At 33.9% G+C, this 17,644-nt stretch carries 16 protein-coding genes, 1 tRNA gene and 1 pseudogene; 7 read left to right on the top strand and 11 right to left on the bottom strand.

Annotated elements, in window-relative coordinates; translation table 11 throughout:
• Positions 1–298: 298 nt before the first annotated feature.
• Genes OOK85_RS00405 through rseP form a run of 5 tightly spaced genes read right to left on the bottom strand, consistent with a single transcriptional unit; the run spans position 299 to position 7,657 of the window.
• Positions 299–3,160: an FAD-dependent oxidoreductase gene (locus OOK85_RS00405; RefSeq protein ID WP_264703330.1), complete on the bottom strand. Its 2,862-nt coding sequence runs from the start codon at positions 3,158–3,160 to the stop codon at positions 299–301.
• Between the two features lie 45 nt (positions 3,161–3,205).
• Entirely contained in the window at positions 3,206–3,637 is a 432-nt protein-coding gene (gene fabZ / locus OOK85_RS00400) for a 3-hydroxyacyl-ACP dehydratase FabZ (RefSeq protein WP_264703328.1), read from the bottom strand.
• A gap of 4 nt (positions 3,638–3,641) precedes the next feature.
• The gene (locus tag OOK85_RS00395; RefSeq protein WP_182365804.1) at positions 3,642–4,193 is read right to left on the bottom strand and encodes an OmpH family outer membrane protein; all 552 of its coding nucleotides are present in this window, start codon (positions 4,191–4,193) and stop codon (positions 3,642–3,644) included.
• Positions 4,194–6,530 (bottom strand): outer membrane protein assembly factor BamA, encoded by a 2,337-nt coding sequence (bamA, locus tag OOK85_RS00390; RefSeq protein ID WP_264703325.1) that lies wholly within the window; start codon positions 6,528–6,530, stop codon positions 4,194–4,196.
• Positions 6,531–6,538: 8 nt separating this feature from the next.
• Positions 6,539–7,657, bottom strand: coding sequence for an RIP metalloprotease RseP (rseP, locus tag OOK85_RS00385; RefSeq protein WP_264703324.1), 1,119 nt, complete (start codon positions 7,655–7,657; stop codon positions 6,539–6,541).
• 99 nt (positions 7,658–7,756) lie between these two features.
• Between rseP and OOK85_RS00380 the strand changes: the two genes are divergently transcribed.
• Positions 7,757–8,035, top strand: coding sequence for an FAD assembly factor SdhE (locus OOK85_RS00380; protein WP_006279484.1), 279 nt, complete (start codon positions 7,757–7,759; stop codon positions 8,033–8,035).
• On the opposite strand, the gene OOK85_RS00375 is transcribed toward OOK85_RS00380, so the two are convergent.
• From OOK85_RS00375 to OOK85_RS00365, 3 genes are all read right to left on the bottom strand, one after another.
• Positions 8,010–8,336, bottom strand: coding sequence for a cell division protein ZapA (locus tag OOK85_RS00375; protein ID WP_264703321.1), 327 nt, complete (start codon positions 8,334–8,336; stop codon positions 8,010–8,012). The two genes, OOK85_RS00380 and OOK85_RS00375, sit on opposite strands and share 26 nt — an antisense overlap.
• Positions 8,337–8,408: 72 nt before the next feature.
• Positions 8,409–8,687 carry an HU family DNA-binding protein gene (locus tag OOK85_RS00370; RefSeq protein ID WP_010963035.1) on the bottom strand — a complete coding sequence of 93 codons (279 nt, stop codon included), beginning with the start codon at positions 8,685–8,687 and terminating at the stop codon, positions 8,409–8,411.
• A 29-nt stretch (positions 8,688–8,716) separates the two neighbouring features.
• A complete protein-coding gene (locus OOK85_RS00365; protein WP_264703319.1) occupies positions 8,717–10,369 on the bottom strand; it encodes a 30S ribosomal protein S1 in 1,653 nt (550 codons plus the stop codon).
• Positions 10,370–10,508: 139 nt separating this feature from the next.
• Here OOK85_RS00365 and trmB point away from each other — a divergent pair, with 139 nt between their 5' ends.
• Positions 10,509–11,174, top strand: a complete 666-nt coding sequence (gene trmB / locus OOK85_RS00360) for a tRNA (guanosine(46)-N7)-methyltransferase TrmB (protein WP_264703317.1) — start codon at positions 10,509–10,511, stop codon at positions 11,172–11,174.
• Between the two features lie 120 nt (positions 11,175–11,294).
• On the opposite strand, the pseudogene OOK85_RS00355 reads toward trmB, so the two are convergent.
• Positions 11,295–11,498 (bottom strand): annotated as a pseudogene (locus OOK85_RS00355) (IS110 family transposase); the annotation flags it as partial.
• 79 nt (positions 11,499–11,577) lie between these two features.
• Here OOK85_RS00355 and OOK85_RS00350 point away from each other — a divergent pair.
• Positions 11,578–12,330 (top strand): IS5 family transposase, encoded by a 753-nt coding sequence (locus tag OOK85_RS00350; RefSeq protein WP_264702164.1) that lies wholly within the window; start codon positions 11,578–11,580, stop codon positions 12,328–12,330.
• A 351-nt stretch (positions 12,331–12,681) separates the two neighbouring features.
• On the opposite strand, the gene tldD is transcribed toward OOK85_RS00350, so the two are convergent.
• Positions 12,682–14,100 carry a metalloprotease TldD gene (tldD, locus tag OOK85_RS00345; RefSeq protein WP_264703315.1) on the bottom strand — a complete coding sequence of 473 codons (1,419 nt, stop codon included), beginning with the start codon at positions 14,098–14,100 and terminating at the stop codon, positions 12,682–12,684.
• Between the two features lie 62 nt (positions 14,101–14,162).
• Between tldD and OOK85_RS00340 the strand changes: the two genes are divergently transcribed.
• The 4 genes from OOK85_RS00340 to OOK85_RS00325 all read left to right on the top strand — a co-directional run bounded on the left by OOK85_RS00340 (position 14,163) and on the right by OOK85_RS00325 (position 16,540).
• Positions 14,163–14,247, top strand: a tRNA-Leu gene (locus OOK85_RS00340).
• Positions 14,248–14,317: 70 nt separating this feature from the next.
• A complete protein-coding gene (locus OOK85_RS00335) occupies positions 14,318–14,809 on the top strand; it encodes a hypothetical protein (protein WP_264703313.1) in 492 nt (163 codons plus the stop codon).
• Between the two features lie 244 nt (positions 14,810–15,053).
• Positions 15,054–15,761, top strand: coding sequence for a uroporphyrinogen-III synthase (locus tag OOK85_RS00330; protein ID WP_264703311.1), 708 nt, complete (start codon positions 15,054–15,056; stop codon positions 15,759–15,761).
• Positions 15,761–16,540, top strand: coding sequence for an exodeoxyribonuclease III (locus tag OOK85_RS00325; protein WP_264703307.1), 780 nt, complete (start codon positions 15,761–15,763; stop codon positions 16,538–16,540). The genes OOK85_RS00330 and OOK85_RS00325 overlap by 1 nt, the downstream gene beginning before the upstream one ends.
• 20 nt (positions 16,541–16,560) lie before the next feature.
• On the opposite strand, the gene OOK85_RS00320 is transcribed toward OOK85_RS00325, so the two are convergent.
• Positions 16,561–17,634, bottom strand: coding sequence for a hypothetical protein (locus OOK85_RS00320; RefSeq protein WP_264703304.1), 1,074 nt, complete (start codon positions 17,632–17,634; stop codon positions 16,561–16,563).
• Positions 17,635–17,644: the final 10 nt, after the last annotated feature.

The following is a 17,644-nucleotide window of genomic DNA, read 5'->3' as shown; positions in this document are numbered from 1 at the left end:
TTAAAACCAATATGGTTTATGCTATCTCAATATATGAATAAAATCAATTTGCATATTAACCACTAATTAAACTAATTATCATATAATTATATCAGGGTTTAGAGGGTTATAGAGAAACCGGTCAGATTAGGTTTTTAATCTAATCTGACCGATAGCTTTAATAGTGAGGTAAGCTTTAATATAGCACTCCTAATTCATAACGCTACACTCGTGCATAATTTATTTTTAATTTGTGCACGAGCGTTAGTAAATTATTTACTTTTTGAAATAAAATTTGGCATCACTTTAATATTGAGACTTAGTAAACCTCAGTAGGTCTGCCAGTTGGGCCCATAAGAATTATTTGCTCGCCTTCTCTTAAGTGTCTGCATAAATTAGTGGAGCCGCCGATTTCCAGCACAATAGTGGAAATAATTCCTTTTTTTTTGTCTACTTCAGTGCCGGTTACGGCTATACCTTCCATAGCAAGGTTTGTATTATTGGCTTTTCTGCCATTGGTTTCAAAATTTTGCAATCTAAAGAATTGCCCAGGCTTAAAATTCTTTGCCGCAAGTGGTGCTTTGATCACTATTTCCACAACTTTGTCTGTTAAATATTGAACTTTTATAACCTTTGCAGTGAATTGCTCTTTGATTCTATTAAAGAATTCTTTATTAGCCAGGTCTTCAACACTTGACCACGTATTTTTTTTCTGGCCCACAACATCACACACTGGAATGACAGAAACGAAGCTATTAACTCCGCTCAAAAGCTGAGAAATAATAGGGTAGCCGTTCTTAGCACTTGCCATAGCTTTCACGACGCTGCCACTATACGAAGGGTGAAGATCACCAAAAAAGCTGATTGTTTTATTGCCTTGCTTATACACTAATATTCTATCTTTATTTTGCATTTTAGGAGAAAATATTGGGTCTATTTCTTTTCCTGATGAATTCAAATGAGTAAAATACCCATTACTTAATTTAAAATGCTTTTTATCTTCTGTTGCAATAACTGTATTTGGCTCAGTACCTGCTGCTATAAAAATAGAACGTGCTTTTATACGTTTGATTTCGCCGGATTTTGTGTCTATCAGTTTTATTGACTCAGCATGGTTATATTTATCTGTCACAACTTCAACTGGCTCTAAGTTTTCAATAAAGTAAATCCCTTCTGATAATGCGTTTTGCACCTCTTCGCTATTTAATCGATAACTTGGCGAGTCTTTCAGCTCTTTTCTATATACAACTTTCACTTCCCCAAGACTCTGCATTAACTCTAATATTTTTATTTCTCTACTCTCTTTTTTTGCTAATTCTTGCTCTGCTTGGATCAACTTTGCGTGCGATATGAGCTCATTCGCAATTTCGTGCTCTTCTTCTGTCCAATCTTTTTCAACACAGTCCTTTCCATACTTATCAACTAATATCTCATAACGAAGGAGAAATTTTTCTACTTGAATTGGATAATACGCTAAAGCTTCAGTGGCAGTGTCAATCGCAGTAAGCCCAGCCCCTATTACAACTATCGGCATACGAACTTGCAGATTTGCTATAGAATCAAATTTAAGAGCGCCAGTCAGTTGTAACGACATAAGAAAGTCAGATGCCATACGCACTCCACGAGCTAGTATATTCTTTATTTTGATCATTCGTGGCTTGCCAGAGCCAAGTGCTAGGGCGATGTGATCAAAACCCGAGTTGAACGCGTCATCAACATTAATCGTGCCACCAAAACGAATGCCTCCATAAAGTGCGAAATGCTCACGTCTTTCCAGCAGTAATCTAATAATCTTTAAGTAATTCTTATCCCACCGAGAAGTAATACCATATTCTGCCACCCCACCAAACCCTCCTGCCGTGCGTTCACTCAATTTTTCGTGTTTGAAATCTTTAATTAGCTGGAAATTATCGATCAAAGGTTCAATCTTTAGTCCATCAATGGTGATAACGTTATGCCCATCGTTCAACAAATGATGAGCTAAATTAAAACCAGCAGGACCAAGGCCTACAATTAGAATGTTTTTTCCGGTGTTTTCTCTTGGCAATGAACGCTGAAAATTTAAAGGATTCCAACGGCTGAGCAGAGAATATATTTCAAATCCGTACGGTAAACTGAGTACATCATCCAGAATCCTTGTTTCAATTGCTGGCACATTTACGGGTTCTTGTTTTTGATATATGCACGAATTCATGCAGTCATTGCATATTCTGTGTCCAGTAGCTGCACATAACGGGTTATCTATCATCACAATTGCAAGACTTGCTATGCTGTACCCTTCGCTTTTCACCAGATTCATTTCTGATATTTTCTGCTCTAGTGGGCAGCCGTGCAGCTCAACTCTAAGTGGAGACTTTTTGAAAGTGTTGTCATCATTGATTAGCCCCTTTGAGCAGCTGTCCTTACTTTGCTTATGACAAAATATACAGTAGTGAGCATTATCTAGTGCTTTATTCAAACTCACCTTTTTGCTTGTTAGATCAAAACCATATCGTCTTTTTACTTCATTTGAATGCAGCACTTCAACTTTGTCTACTTCTTTTTTAGAAAATGATATGAGGTTTTCGTGGTCGATTTTTTTATGAATACTGAATAATATACTCTGTTTATTTTTTACTCTCCACACTGCATATTGTGCTGCAAGTTCTATTTCTTCTTTGTGATTTTCTTTATCTTCAAACCAATGCATCACCTGCTCAGCAAAATTTTTTTCTGTTGTTGGCAAAGTGAGAAAATGACTTAGTTTGTTAGTAATATCTATATTCGCCACATTAGTGTATTTCTTCAATGCATAGCGTTGGACAAATAATCTTTTGCACTTATATATTACAGCAAAGTCGTTGTGCTTTTTCTTTAGCTCCTCTATTTCTTTTTCAACATTGAAAAGTTTTGCAATAAATTCATCAAGTAAATATGAGAGGTCTACTATTAACTGACTATCTGTCATCCAAGTAGCTGACCGTCCTTCTTGTTTTCTAGATCCCAGTGTCAAGCACTGGGATGATGGGAGGTGACACTGGGATGACATCGAAGAAGAAGCTGCTTTTTCTCTTGCTTCAATTAATGAACAAAACAAGCTCTCATCACATGATTTGATATAATTCAAAAATGTCTCATCTAATTTTATTAATCCATTGCGAGTATATAGATTAGAAAATGAGATGTTGAAATTCAGCTTCATTGCTATACTATACAGTGTACATGCTGTTTCTTACAGATGAAGATTTTATTTATTTTGCAATACTGCTGAGATTGTTGCTTCTGCAACTTTTTCTTCGCTAACAGATGCAATACACCTAAATTTGTGTACACCTAAACACATACTTTGAATGTTAGCTTGAAGAATCAATGTGTCCCCTGGAGTAACTAGCTTTCTGAATTTTGCATTTTCAATGGATCTCAAGTAAACAACTTTATTTTCTATTGTTTCTTTACCTAGAACACATATAGCAGATGCCTGAGCTAGAGATTCAATTATCAAGACTCCTGGCATTATTGGGTGACCAGGGAAATGGCCAATAAAAAATGGCTCATTGAAAGTCACATTTTTGATTGCTTTTATACTTTTACCAGGATCACACTCTATAACCCTATCTACTAAGAGAAACGGATAAGAATGGGGTAATATTTTTATAATATCACTGATATTAAATTGCATAAGCCTACTCAATGCCTTTTAAAGCAAATTCAGGTATTTCCTTGTTTATATTGTTTAATACCACATCTGATAAATCAACTTCATCCATGGAGTATAAAACTTGGTTCTTTTTTGAAATAAATAGTACCAAATCTATGTTGTTTTTTTCTGCCGTTTTTTTAGCGACTTCTTTTATCTTGTTAAAAACACTCTCTACTGCGTCTCTATAGCTTTCTTCTAAATGTAACATTTTTTTAGCGTAATTATCTCTAGTATTTACAGTGTGCTTATTAAACTGTTCTGTCTTTTCTTTTTTTGCTTCTTCTGACAAAAGTTCAAATTCTTCTTTTGATGGCTTAAGTTTTTCTAACTCACTTTCAAATTCTTGTTGTAATCTAGAATTCTGCTCCTTTATTTGTTGTTGTATATTTTGCAGAGCAAGAGATTCATTGATGACTTTGTCACTATCGATAATTGCAGCTTTTGTGTTCTGAGGTTGATATCCTACAAACTTATACCCCACAAATAAGGAAATAATTAAGGCAATAACTGATATAAATAACTGTATATATTTCATTCAAATCCCCGCTTCAATAGAAAATTTAACATTTGGTGATGGTATTATATCATAAGATTCCTTTACTAAAGGAAACCCGAAATCCAATCTAAGTCTACCAAAAGGAGAAAGCATTGAAAAGCCAAAACCTGGTGACACTCTCACAAGCTTGCTATCGTAGTATTTCCCTTCATACTTCTTATTTTTATCATCTAAGCCAAAAAGTGTTGCATAGTCAACAAATAGTGAGCCTTTGATACCAGCATAGTCATATAGTTTTGGTAGAGGAAAATCCACTTGCTGTGTTAGATTAAAATAAGTTTTGCCTCCTAATGAGCTTTTATTTTTGTCTTCTGCTCTTGGTCCAATACCGGAAAGGTCAAACCCTCTAATCTCATTACCCCCTTTAAAAAAGTGCTGGCCAATGTTTAGATTTTTATCAGTATAAGAAAAAATATGACCTGCCGCCATCTTAAAGCGTAGCGTTATATCATCGTCAATTTTGCTTAATATAGGGTGTGTATAAAAAGATAAGAATTCAGATTTTAGGAAATTCACGTTTCCTCCCAATCCTGAAATATCCTGACTTAAGCGCAGTAAATACCCTTCTTTTGGAGTATAGAGGTTATCCAGTTTATTATATGCCAACGTGTATCCCACTGATGAAATCTGATGTTCACCTTTTCGGTCCAGTATTATTTCAGAGATATCGGTGTCTTGTCCACCCTTATTATCCATGTGTATATGATTATACTTATAAGAATAGCGAAGGGAATTAGTTAAGTTCTCTGTGACTTTATATGATAACTTTGTAAAAAATCCTATATCGCAACTATCAAAAGTAGTGTTTGGCTTATCTTGTTTTTCGTAAAATACGTCTACACCTAGTGACGTATCAGAATCATTAAAATTATTTTCAACAAACTCTAAATCAGTAGAAAATACGTATTGACTTTTTTCAAGAGCAAAAGAGAGCTCTTTTCCAGTACCAAATAAATTACGGTCTTTGAGGTCAATTTTAATCAATGCTCCACCAGGAAGAGACACACCGCCTCCCAAATACAACGAAGTAGTGTTTTTTTCTTTAACATTTAAGTCAAGATTTACTGTATTGTCATTAACTGCGTAACTATTTACTTTCACTGTTTCAAAAAAATCACTACTCATTAGTTTTTTACGTGACTTTTGAATCTCAGATATATTGTACGCATCACCTTCTGCTACACTTAGCTTACTTCTGATCACTTTATCTAAAGTGCGATCGTTACCATCAATTGTAATTTGATTTATATAAATCTTTTTACCCGGCAGCACTCTGTAGGTTACATCTACAACGTTGTCACGTTGTGCATACTCTGGATTAACTTTTGCAAATATATATCCTTTTTCATTTAAATATTTGTTTATTTTTTCTACTGTATTATTAATTTTAACTCTATTAAATATCTTATCGTTTTCCTCTGTTATAAAATCCAATATTTCTTCTTTTAGGCTCAAATCCTGAATTTCAGTTTCAATATTAACCTCATTATTTCCAAACAAATACTGCTGTCCTTCGTCAATCAAAAAAGTTAACTCTGTTTGATTGTTATTATCAACCTCAACAATTGGTTGAATATTATTTTGAATATATCCCTTAGACGAATAAAAACGATCGAGCAATTCTGTGTTAATCAATAGATATTGCGGTGAATAATGATTTTCGCCTTTAAAAATGGCTCTAAATAACTTACTAAATATGTCATTACTATGTCTTTTAATAACTTGCTCTAGCTCATTTTCAGAAAAGTTTTTATTGCCTATAAATCTTATATCCTTAATTTTAGAGGTTTTGCCTTCTTTTATTTTGAAAATTAGATTGACCCTATTACTATCGAGCTTCTCCAACTCATATTCAATTTTAACGCCAACCTTACCGTTATTTCTATAAGTAGTGATTAAATTCATTAAATCGTTTTGCAATTTTGTTTCAGTGAAAATAGTTAGCGATTTTGACTGAATCACATTATTTAGTAACTCTTTGCTATTAAATAACTTATTACCCTTTAATATTATCTTGTTAATTAGTCGATTTTCTTGAATTTTTATTACCAAATTTTTTTTATCATCTATGTAAGCATTAACACTAGCAAATAGCTTTGTTTTATATAAACCTTTTATAATCAAATCTATATCATCGTCATTTACATAATTACCAGGTTCCAATTTTATATAAAAACCTATTGTTTGATTGCTTACACGCTCATTACCAATATATTTGATATCTTTTATCTGCGTTTTTTCCTTATTTTCTAAAGCAACAAGTAGAGTAGGAAAAGAGATAAAAATTATTATTAGTATGTGGAATAGCTTTTTCATATCTTGTCTTAAAAAAGATTCCTAATATCATTTGACATTCCAATTGCCATAAGCAAGAACAATACTGTAGCACCAAAAATAGCTGCATATTTTTGACATTTCAAACTTAAATCTCTACGTATAACTGCTTCTATGATATAACAAAATAAATGCCCACCATCCAGTAGCGGAATTGGTAGCAAGTTAATTGCAGCTAAATTAGCTGAAATAATTGCCATGAAATACACAACCATAACGAACCCCTTTTTAGCTGATTGCCCTGAATACTTTGCGATTTTTATTGGCCCACCTATTTCATTGATACTCCTTTTACCAACAATAATGTGAAAGAGAGCTTTGATCGTTAAGCACATAGTGTGGTAAGTTTCACTTACTGATAAGCTCACAGCCTCAAGAAAAGACGACTGCTTTAATGTATTGACTGAAATAATCCCTATAGTTTCTCTTTCTATTACGTTACCAAAAACATCTTTATCCTCAATTGTTAATGGAGTTAAGTTAGTCCTATGCTCCTCATTATTTCTGCTATATTTAATTTCCATTCTCGTCTTGGGATTCGACGTTATTACACGCGAAATATCTTCAAAGTATTTTATTTTATGCTCATTGATTTGTGTAATAGTGTCACCTGGCAACAAACCAGCTTGCTTGGCTGCACTGCCTTCGATTACATTTCCAATCACCGGTGGAGTGCGATAATAGCCTGCCACGCTAAAAAATATTGTAAAAGCTATAACAGCGAGTACCATGTTTGCAAATGGTCCTGCAAAAACTACTGCTGCTTTTTTATGCCGCGGTTTTGTATGAAATGAATACAACTTTTCTTCTTCGGTTAAATTTTGTTGATCAGCTGGGACACTTGCTGCATTGTTGTCCCCTAGCATTTTAACATAACCACCCAATGGAACAACGCTTAATTTCCATCTAGTTCCAGACTTATCGTTAAAACCAAAAATTTCAGGACCAAAACCTATGGAAAAAGATTCAACTTTAACTTTGCATGCTTTGGCAACAACATAATGCCCATATTCATGCACGAATACTATGACAGAAATTATTAAAGAAAATGATAAAAAATAATATATTCCATCGCTAAATTGATGGATAAGATTAGAAATTAATTCCACCTGTATATTTAGATCTTAACAAAATATTAAGTATATTAAAATGCGCCTCGCTTGACAAGTATTTAGTTTAACTTTTAAATTAAAAAAAGTTTAATTGTAATGACAGATACCTCACTACTCAGAAGAAAATTAATATATAGAAGCTGGCATAGGGGTTGCAAAGAAACCGATATACTTTTAGGGCATTTCGCATTGAAATATCTTGATAAATTTTCCTTAAGCGAACTAATCGAATACGAAAAAATAGTTGATCTTGATGATTACGAATTATATTGTTACATAACTCGTAAGACAAACCTCCCTCCTGGCTTGAATAGTCAGATAGTCAATTTAATTGCTTGCTTTATTGAAGCTAATCCTTTATGCACTCAAGATTAGTGATAATCTTATTTACCTTATCTAGTACCTTAGTATATTCTATTCTTTTCTCGTTTCTATACTTTTCGCGCTCTTGATTTACTTCATCTAATCGCTTTGTTAATTCTAAAATTTTATCCTCAAGAATTAGTGCTGCAAGTAAGAAATTTAATGCATCCGAACCCTTACCTCCAGTTTTTTGAGATACAGAACTAACTAACTTGTCAAAACTATTAGCAAGGCGTAATAAATGATTCCCCTTCCCACTTTCGCAAGATATTTTATATGTGTTATTACGTATAACTATTTCTACTACTTGCATATGGTGCTAAAAATTTCTATCGTACAGTATAAACTCAAACCCCTACTTTCATCTTATTTATGGTATAAATTTTTATTCATTTATCAAATCAGATAATTTTTTACTGCTACGAAAATATGTTTTAAAGTATTGATTCTTTGTAAACTTCTGTAACATTAAATGGCTTGTTTCTTTCAAGTTATAACTTCTAACTGAAAAAGAACCAAACCCCCTAATTTCAACTCTATTATGATGTTTCAATGTGCTTGAAAGTATCCCAAAAAATCTATCAACTATAGCTGCTATAACAATCTTATCTAAAAAAGGATGTCTTTTTGCTACCCTCGCTATTATATCAGACTTTGTTGCCATTTATATGAAGCCAAAATAAGTAAACCTTATCACTTAGCAGATAATGCTATGTTATATTCTTCAACACCCAATACTTCAACTTCTATTTTTTCTGATATAGAGAATTTTTTATTCTCTGGTAAATGCTCTTGATCTATTAGAAGGGTTACATCGTTCTCAACTTCAACGACTAGTCCATTATCTTCTCTCTTACCTACAATAACCTGTATTTTATCACCTACCTTAACTTTCTTTATCAGTTCTTCAAGAGGATCATACTCTATTTGTTTTATTCCAAGATAAATTCTTGCCCGATTCACGTTAGCCCTTATTACTTTTGCTTCTATTTTATCACCTACATTATACTTCTTTATCTCATCTGAACCATTTTTAGACCAACTAAAATCTTTCACATATATTGTCCCTTCTACGTTCTCATCTATTTCAGAATCACCGAAAGCAACAGATACATATGAGCCGGTATTATTCTTCACTTCACCAGAAACAATAGAACCAGGAGGATATTTATTGATAAATACTTGCCAAGGGTTGTCTACACACCTTTTCATGCTTAAACTCATCCTACTCTTAGCAATGTCAATATTGAGAATTTTTACATATACTTCTTGTCCCCTTGTTACGAGACTACTAACTGGTAAATTACTCTTAACCCAAGTTATTTCCGACGAGTGCACTAAACCTTCAATTCCAGGTCTAAGCTCAACAAATAATCCATAATCTTCTATGCTTGTTACATAACCCTTATGCACACTATCAACTGGATATTTTGACTCTGCATCTTGCCAAGGGCTATCTTCTAGCTGCTTCACACCCAAGGAAATTTTAGCATTTTCCTTGTCTATTTTTATAATTTTAACTTTTATAGTCTGACCACAAGTAAAAACTGCAGACGGATGACTTACCCTACTCCAAGAGATATCTGTAATATGTAACAATCCATCTATAACTCCCACTACATCTGATTCATGAATACCGACAAATACACCGTAATGAGTGATACTTTTTATTTTCCCTTCTATTATATCGCCTTCATTTAAAGATTCTAAAAATTTAATTTTTTCACCAGCGTGCAATTTTTCTAACACCAGCTTTCTTGATACTACAATATTGCCCTGCTTCTTATCCATTTTAAGCACGATGAACTTTTGTTCAGTTTCAATAAGGTGCTTCGCATCTTTTACTTGCTTCAAATCCACATGACTCAGCGGTAAAAAAGCGCTTATTCCGTCACCAAGATCAACAATAAAGCCACATTTAATTGAGCGTTTAATAACTCCGCTTACTTCAGCCCTTGTAACTGTATCTTCTTCCAACTTATTCCATTTTTCGTCCCTAATTGCTTTTTCACGACTAAGAACAACATTACCATGATAATCTTCAATTCTTTCCACATAAACTCTGACTTTCGAGCCAATAATGACCTCATCATTACAACCGAGTTCCTTGATCAGAATTCTCCCGTCAGATTTTAAACCAATATCAACCACAACGTCGTTAGGGTTTATTCTTGTAATTACACCTTCTACCACATCTCCTTCTTTAATTTTGTTAACAAAAGAATCTTCAAACAAGGTATTATCTTGATCCTCAAATTGGCCTTGACATATCTCTTCTATAAATTTGTTTGATGATAGCTTTCTGATAGTAACCGGTAGATTTACGACTGGATTATTATTATTCATACCTTTAACTTAAACTTTATTAGAACTCATATATTATATAATATTAACAATTATTGACAAGTAATTTTTCATTAACTCATTTCGAGAATTGTTTAAGCTATATAAAATATAGTGAGAAAATTATATATGTATCAAGAATATGCTATTTAAGAATAGCAAGTGGATTAGATCGTTCTCCAGAAGGTCCAGGCTAAAACCTGATGTTGATGAAATATTGGAAAAATATTCTATTCAAAACAGCAAGGAATCTATAGAGAAGATTGTAAATTCACAAAAAAGAATATGGGTAGAAATAGGCTTTGGCAACGGTGAAAATATGCTTTACCAGGTGCTCAATGAACCTGATCTATTATTTATAGGATGTGAGCCCTACTTAAAGGGGGTTTCTCGCTTGCTAACAAACATAGAAATACAAAACATAAAAAACATTTTAATATGGACAGAAGATGCAAGAGAATTGATTGCAAATTTTCCTGATAACAGTGTTGAAAAATTCTTTATTCTCTTTCCAGATCCATGGCCAAAAAGAAGTCACAATAAAAGACGATTAATTAATACGGAATTTTTAAATTTATTAGCAAAAAAAATACTTATAACAGGGGAAATATTCATTGCAACCGATCATCAGGACTATGCAGAGTGGATAGCATCGCATATAAAGCAGTGTAACTCTTTAATCTATAGGGAAGACGATTTCACAAGTTATACTCTTACAAAATACCACAGAAGAGCGCTCAAAAATCAGCGTAAAGTGAGGTTCTTTAAAGTAAGTGTTATTAATAATTTGCAGACTATGGATCAATAGAGTTTTTGCATATCTCTTTTACGTTAACTATAGATTAAAAATAATAAAAAAAGAGGGAGAAATAGAGTAAATTCCTTTAACTACATCTCCTTATGAAGGAATAGACTTCTCCTAAGAAACTCACTCAACTAACTCTTCTTGTTGAACTAATATGTAGCCAAATTTGCTCGCTTTTTTGATCAAATTTTTTACAGTTCTATCTTTATAGCGTGTTTCATAGTATTCCATTCCTTTTTCTACATATTCCTGTCCGTATTTGAGCATACTATAAAATATGCATGCCATTTTTCTTGCAGTAGCTGTTATTGCTTTTGGTGCTCCTAGGCTCTGTGGACAAAAAATATGAAAAGAGAGAAAAAGATGGTAGTTTAGCCTAATAGGTAAAAAATGGAGAAACTACCATATGCAATATTACATCAAAGAGGAAAATTGGAAACAAATTTTAGAGTTCATAAAAAGCGTAAAAGGAATGCACAGCAAAGATGAAAAACGTTTAAGAATATTCATAGAGGCAGTGTGGTACATAGTGCGAAGTGGTTGCCAATGGAGACTTTTACCAAAAACTTATGGTAATTACAGGAGTATACATAAGCGATTTAAAAGATGGTGTGAAAGAGATGTCTGGAAAAAATTGCTTGAATATACTAAACAAGAGCCTGATTTAGAAGTTGCTATAATCGACGGTACGATCATCCGAGGCCATCCATGTTCATCTGGATATACAAAAAACTCCAAGGATCAAGAAGCTTTAGGGAGGAGCAAAGGTGGCTTTACAACTAAAATACATGCGCTTGTCGATGCACTTGGAAATCCACTTAAATTTACTCTGACTCCTGGTCAAAGAAATGAAATTACGCAGGCACAAGTGTTGACCGAAAGTATCTATAACTCTACTGTAGTAGCTGACAAGGGCTACGATAGCAATGCCTTTGTTACAAGTCTTGAAGACAAGGGATGTACAGTAGTTATTCCGCCAAAACGGAATCGAAAAGTGCAAAGGTATTACGATGAGCATATCTACAAAGAACGTCATTTGATTGAGTGTTTTTTTGGTAAAATTAAAAATTTTAGGCGCATTTTTTCCAGATTTGATAAAACTGCTGAGGTTTTTATGGGTTTTCTCAATTTTGTTGGAGCTCTTGTATGGCTTCTCTAAAATTTTGTCCACAGAGCCTAGGGAAGATGGAATTTAACCATCACAAAATCACGACTTTCGGGTCGCACTAACTGTACGAACATTTGCTTTTGTTGAGGTAATTCGCACAACAGATGGTGTCATGCCAGTGCGTGACACTGGCATCCAGAAATTTTATTGTAGAAGCACACTGAACTGGTGAGCGTAAAAGTAGCTGTCTTATACTCAAACAAATGTCTTTGCGAGATTGCATGGAAAACTGGATCCCAGTGTCTGGGCACTGGGATGACATCCTCCCTTATGAAGATTGCTCTCAAATCACGATGTTCGTACAGCTGTGCGCCGTGCGCTGGAATCCGTTTTAGCCCTTATCTATATCTCAGTTCCACCAACAGTTATTGCGTCAACTTTGAGTGTCGGCTGACCAACTCCAACGGGCACATTTTGTCCATCTTTCGAGCATGTGCCAACACCAGGATCTAACTTTAAGTCATTACCAACCATAGATACTTTTTTCAACACTGTTGGACCGTCACCAATTAGTGTTGCTCCTTTTACTGGCTGTGTAATTTTGCCATTTTCTATTAGGTAAGCTTCCGAAGATGAAAAAACAAATTTTCCTGACGTTATATCAACCTGCCCACCACCGAAATTTACTGCATATAGACCTTTCTTTACGCTAGATATTATTTCCTTCGGTGTATACTTTCCGGGCAACATATAGGTGTTTGTCATGCGCGGCATAATAACTTCTTTATAACTTTCTCTTCTACCATTACCAGTTGGGCTTACACCCATGAGTTTAGCGTTCATATGATCCTGCATGTATCCTTTTAGGATCCCATCCTCTATCAATATATTATAACTGGGTGGAGTGCCTTCATCGTCTACGCTGATAGAGCCGCGCAAATTGGGCAGAGTTCCGTCATCAACTACTGTGATGTCACTAGCTGCTACTTGTTTACCCACAGAATTTGAAAATGCTGAGACTTTTTTGCGATTGAAGTCGCCCTCAAGTCCATGACCCACGGCTTCGTGTAACAATATTCCTGGCCAGCCTGGACCTAAAACGACTGTCATTTCTCCGGCTGGAGTTGGAATTGCTTCAAGATTTACCAGTGCTTGTTCTAACGCTTGGTTTGCAACTTCTTTCCACTTTTTCTCAGAAATAAACTTACTATAAGAGTCCCTTCCACCATGCCCTGCAGAACCTCTTTCGGTACGGCCATCTTTTTCTACAATGACTAGCACATTAAAACGTACCAGAGGCCTGATATCGCTTAATCTGTGATCACCCTTTATTATTTGTACAACTTGCCATTCTCCACTTAGAGTTATTTTTACTTGCTTCACGCAGTTATTTTTGGACCTTACATACTCATTAACCTCATTGAGTAGCTTAATCTTTGAATTCAGATCCATTTCATTTATAGGGTTAATCCTCGAATATAGGCTTTTTGTCTCTTCGTTTAAATTTATTGAATTTGTCTTGTTTAAAGACACTGAGCTTTTTACCATAGAAGCAGCATTACTAATTTCTTTTTCGCTGATCTCAGAAGAACAAACGAAAGATGTACTATCCCCGCAAAAAGACCTTAAACCAAATCCCCTTCTAGTATTCAAGTCCATGTGTTTTAATATGTTATCCTCAAAAAGCAGGGACTCCGACTGGCAAAATTCTAGAAACAGCTCACCACCATCGCTATTGCTCAAAGCGTTATTGACTATTTTATATACGTTATTAATATTAACATTGTTTTGAGCAAAAAATATTTGATCTAGATTTGGCATTACCTTTGAACTAAAAATTGTTTAAGTATATTATTTAACTTTAACATAGTAAACTATAAAAAGCCCGGGTGGCGGAATTGGTAGACGCGCTAGCTTCAGGTGCTAGTAACTTTTTAAGTTGTGGAAGTTCAAGTCTTCTCTCGGGCACTCTTAGCTTCCATATTGCTTGTTGAATTAATTAATGCTATAATATAACGTATTAGGTAATATTTATGCTATGTATGGTGAAAAAGATAAGTTAGCCTACAGAAAGAAGGTACGAACTTACTCGAAACGCTTAGTTACTACACTATCTACTATCTTTTTCATTGGATACATAGCGGCATTGGTCTTGAATATTCCTGTCTTAAGTCTGTATTTTAGTATTGCTGGCACTATATTCAGTGCACTTTCGTTTGCTTTAAATATATGGTCACTAAATGATCATTCCCGACAACAGAATCTTAATAAGCAATCTGGCATAAAAAACACTCCAGGACAAAAAAAGTTAACAAAGATCTATCTTGATATAGCATCCAGTGCTTCATTTCTAATAGGAGGTATTGCATCTATGTCGCTTTTTGAGTCTTCTGTTATTTATTTTGTTTCTACGCCTTTTTTTATTCTAGGCTGTGCTATTATGGCAGCTAATATCGTTCGAACTATGATTAGCGAACCACAGGCAGAAAAACCTACTGATGACCACTTCCTAGCTGCAGGAGCAGCTTAAGTATTAACTTATTTAACTTATACAGGAATATTAGCTATATAATTCCACTGAAGGAAGCCATTCAAAAGAGTTCAACGTAATTAGCATTAAAAAAATATAAGTGAATTTAAAGCTTAGTGGTAAATGAGTATCCTTATTTCAACATCAATTACTTGAATAATTGCTCAAGCTATCAAAATAAAAGTTTTTATTCAGTAATTTGTGTATAAAGGGTACTATTTTACTAGTAGTGAAATAAATCAGAATGAAGTCTATTTTATTAACGAGGCCTTTATTGGACTCGTTCAATACAAGAAATATATTGAGAAAGTATGGATACAAAGTTTTTATAGAACCAGTATTCACAATAAAGTACTTAAATCCTGATATATCTGCGTACGAATTTGACGTTGTGATATCTACAAGTAAAAACAGTGTAAAGGCTTTTAGTCAAATATGCAAAGAGGATGACTTTCCGATTATTACAGTTGGTAATTCAACCATGCAGGCTGCAAAAAATTTGGGATTTTCTGATATAATCTCAGCAGACAGCAACGTTGATGGTCTGATATCATTCATAAAAGCTCACTATTCAAGTGCAATAAAGTTCTTATATATAAGAGGACAAGAAGTATCATGTGACCTAAAAAAGAGATTATCTGAAGAAGATTTTAACGTAAGAGAAGTTGTACTCTATAAAACAATTATTAAAAGGAGTCTAACTAATAGGTGTAAAAATTTACTGTTGGATGGTAAAATTAGTAGTGTTGCTTTTTTTTCCTCACAGACAGCAAGGGTATTTTGTTCATTAGTTCTAAAAAGTGGGCTATCTCATGTGATGAATAATACAGTTGCATATACCATGAGTAAAAACATTGCTGATAGTTTAAAGTTAATCAAGTGGAAAAAAATTATAACATCGAGGTTGCCTACTGGGGAGAGTTTAATTGATATAATTAATAAGGATTGCTGATGCTAAAGATTGCAACTTGGAATGTAAACTCCATACGTAAAAGAGTTAACCAACTTTGTAGTTTTATAGTTGATAGTCAGATAGATATAGTTTTGCTGCAAGAGATAAAATGTACGGAAGAGCAATTTCCTTATGCGGAGATAGAAAAGTTAGGATATGAATATGCTATCTATGGACAAGTTGCAAGAAATGGCGTTTGTGTTTTATCTAAATATCCAATACTGGAGAAGTTTAAGATTGATATCGTAGAAGGTTATCAAGAAGCGCGTTATATAGAGTGCATAATAAAGCACAATAATCAGAAGGTAAGGGTGGGAAGTGTATACGTTCCAAACGGTCAAAGCCCGGACTCTCAAGCATTTGAATATAAACTCAAGTTTTTTGATAATCTATATGAAAGGATGAGCACTTTGTTAAAGAATGAAGAGTTAACTATTATAGCTGGCGATTATAATGTTGCACCGGATGAAATTGATGTCTTTGATTCAAATTTATTGAATGGCCAAGTGTGCTTTCATATAAAAGAACGTGAGAAGTTAAGAGCAGTCTTGAATCTTGGGTTTAAAGACGCGTTTAGAATATCTCACCCAAATTTGCAACAATTCACTTGGTGGCATTATCAAGGCAATTCACTCAGAAATAATCAAGGAATGCGAATAGATTATATGCTATTATCGCCACAAGCTGTAGATAAATTGGAAACATGCTACATAGATGATAGATTGCGTAAGCTAGAAAATCCGTCTGATCATACTCCTGTTGTATGTGTGATAAATTAATAGTAAACCTATTACACAATTCACTTATGGCACTCTAGGTCTTGTTTTGATTGCTGTCTTACATTTTTAGTTGGCTGATCTAAAGTAACTTGTTTAAGGGTAGTAGACTTTTCGTTTTCTGGCTGGGAATTTTTTTCAGAGATAGACTGTTTTTTGCCTCCTTCAGGAATTATTTCGACTTCGATTTCTAAAATTTTATTGATACCATCGCTAATTTCATTATCCCATTTTTTTCTTTCTTTTTCTAGTGAATGAGGGTTATACAAAGTACCTGGTCTGTTATTTGAAAAAAGAACTTCAACTCCTCCCTTTACGGCAAATATTGTACCAATAACAGCAGCAACTATCGCAAGTGTAGTAGGACCAAAAATTAATATTGAAGCAATGGAAAAAGAAATAGGAAGAAAAATCTTACGTAAGAACGTTGTTACCATCTCTTCATCACTGAGCGGTGGTTCATCTTCCTCTTTTTTGTCTTTACCTAAGAATGGTATTTTTTCTTTCACCCCATTCATAAAAGAGCTGGAAATATTTTCAGGATCTACCTTTATTCCAAATGGTAACCCAACAAGCTTTACTAGTGAATCTTTAGCTTCTGTACCGCGTATATCATCTACACACCCCTTTACTATTTTTCCTATTTCGCCATTCTCTAAATTCTCTCCGCTAGCTAAATTTTTTTCTCTAATTTTCTCAAATACGGAAATTAAAAACTGAAGGAAATTTTCTTCACTAAGTGACTTTATATCTTCTGGATCGACATTTTTGAATATATCTTTATTATTCTCAAATGCAAAAGTAAAAATTTTCTTTTCATTTCCATTCTGTAATCGCTTTAATTGTTTGTTTAATGACTCCAGATCACGATGTAATTTTTGTTTTTCTTTATCTGAAAGTTCTTCTTTCAATTTCTGTTTCTTCTTTTCTATTTCCTGTTTCGTTTGCTTTTCTAGATTTTCTGGATTTTTTAAAGTATCTAGGAAAGCACGATAGATTGCCTGATATTCCTCTTTTTCAAAAATTTTCTCATCTTTGTTAGTTACCTGATTTGAAGGTTCCAAATTCTTTGTTTGTGGAGTTAATATTTTTGTCATAACTGAGTTA

It is taken from the genome of Wolbachia endosymbiont (group A) of Volucella inflata (assembly GCF_947250665.1).
Classification (GTDB): Bacteria; Pseudomonadota; Alphaproteobacteria; order Rickettsiales; family Anaplasmataceae; genus Wolbachia; species Wolbachia pipientis.
This window is presented reverse-complemented; position numbering and strand designations above follow the sequence as displayed.

Coding starts and splice junctions, on each gene's coding strand:
- OOK85_RS00405 (WP_264703330.1), bottom strand. CDS start 3,160: ATGAAGCTGAATTTCAACATCTCATTTTCTAATCTATATACTCGCAAT.
- fabZ (WP_264703328.1), bottom strand. CDS start 3,637: ATGCAATTTAATATCAGTGATATTATAAAAATATTACCCCATTCTTAT.
- OOK85_RS00395 (WP_182365804.1), bottom strand. CDS start 4,193: ATGAAATATATACAGTTATTTATATCAGTTATTGCCTTAATTATTTCC.
- bamA (WP_264703325.1), bottom strand. CDS start 6,530: ATGAAAAAGCTATTCCACATACTAATAATAATTTTTATCTCTTTTCCT.
- OOK85_RS00380 (WP_006279484.1), top strand. CDS start 7,757: ATGACAGATACCTCACTACTCAGAAGAAAATTAATATATAGAAGCTGG.
- OOK85_RS00375 (WP_264703321.1), bottom strand. CDS start 8,336: ATGCAAGTAGTAGAAATAGTTATACGTAATAACACATATAAAATATCT.
- OOK85_RS00370 (WP_010963035.1), bottom strand. CDS start 8,687: ATGGCAACAAAGTCTGATATAATAGCGAGGGTAGCAAAAAGACATCCT.
- OOK85_RS00365 (WP_264703319.1), bottom strand. CDS start 10,369: ATGAATAATAATAATCCAGTCGTAAATCTACCGGTTACTATCAGAAAG.
- trmB (WP_264703317.1), top strand. CDS start 10,509: ATGCTATTTAAGAATAGCAAGTGGATTAGATCGTTCTCCAGAAGGTCC.
- OOK85_RS00350 (WP_264702164.1), top strand. CDS start 11,578: ATGCAATATTACATCAAAGAGGAAAATTGGAAACAAATTTTAGAGTTC.
- tldD (WP_264703315.1), bottom strand. CDS start 14,100: ATGCCAAATCTAGATCAAATATTTTTTGCTCAAAACAATGTTAATATT.
- OOK85_RS00335 (WP_264703313.1), top strand. CDS start 14,318: ATGTATGGTGAAAAAGATAAGTTAGCCTACAGAAAGAAGGTACGAACT.
- OOK85_RS00330 (WP_264703311.1), top strand. CDS start 15,054: ATGAAGTCTATTTTATTAACGAGGCCTTTATTGGACTCGTTCAATACA.
- OOK85_RS00325 (WP_264703307.1), top strand. CDS start 15,761: ATGCTAAAGATTGCAACTTGGAATGTAAACTCCATACGTAAAAGAGTT.
- OOK85_RS00320 (WP_264703304.1), bottom strand. CDS start 17,634: ATGACAAAAATATTAACTCCACAAACAAAGAATTTGGAACCTTCAAAT.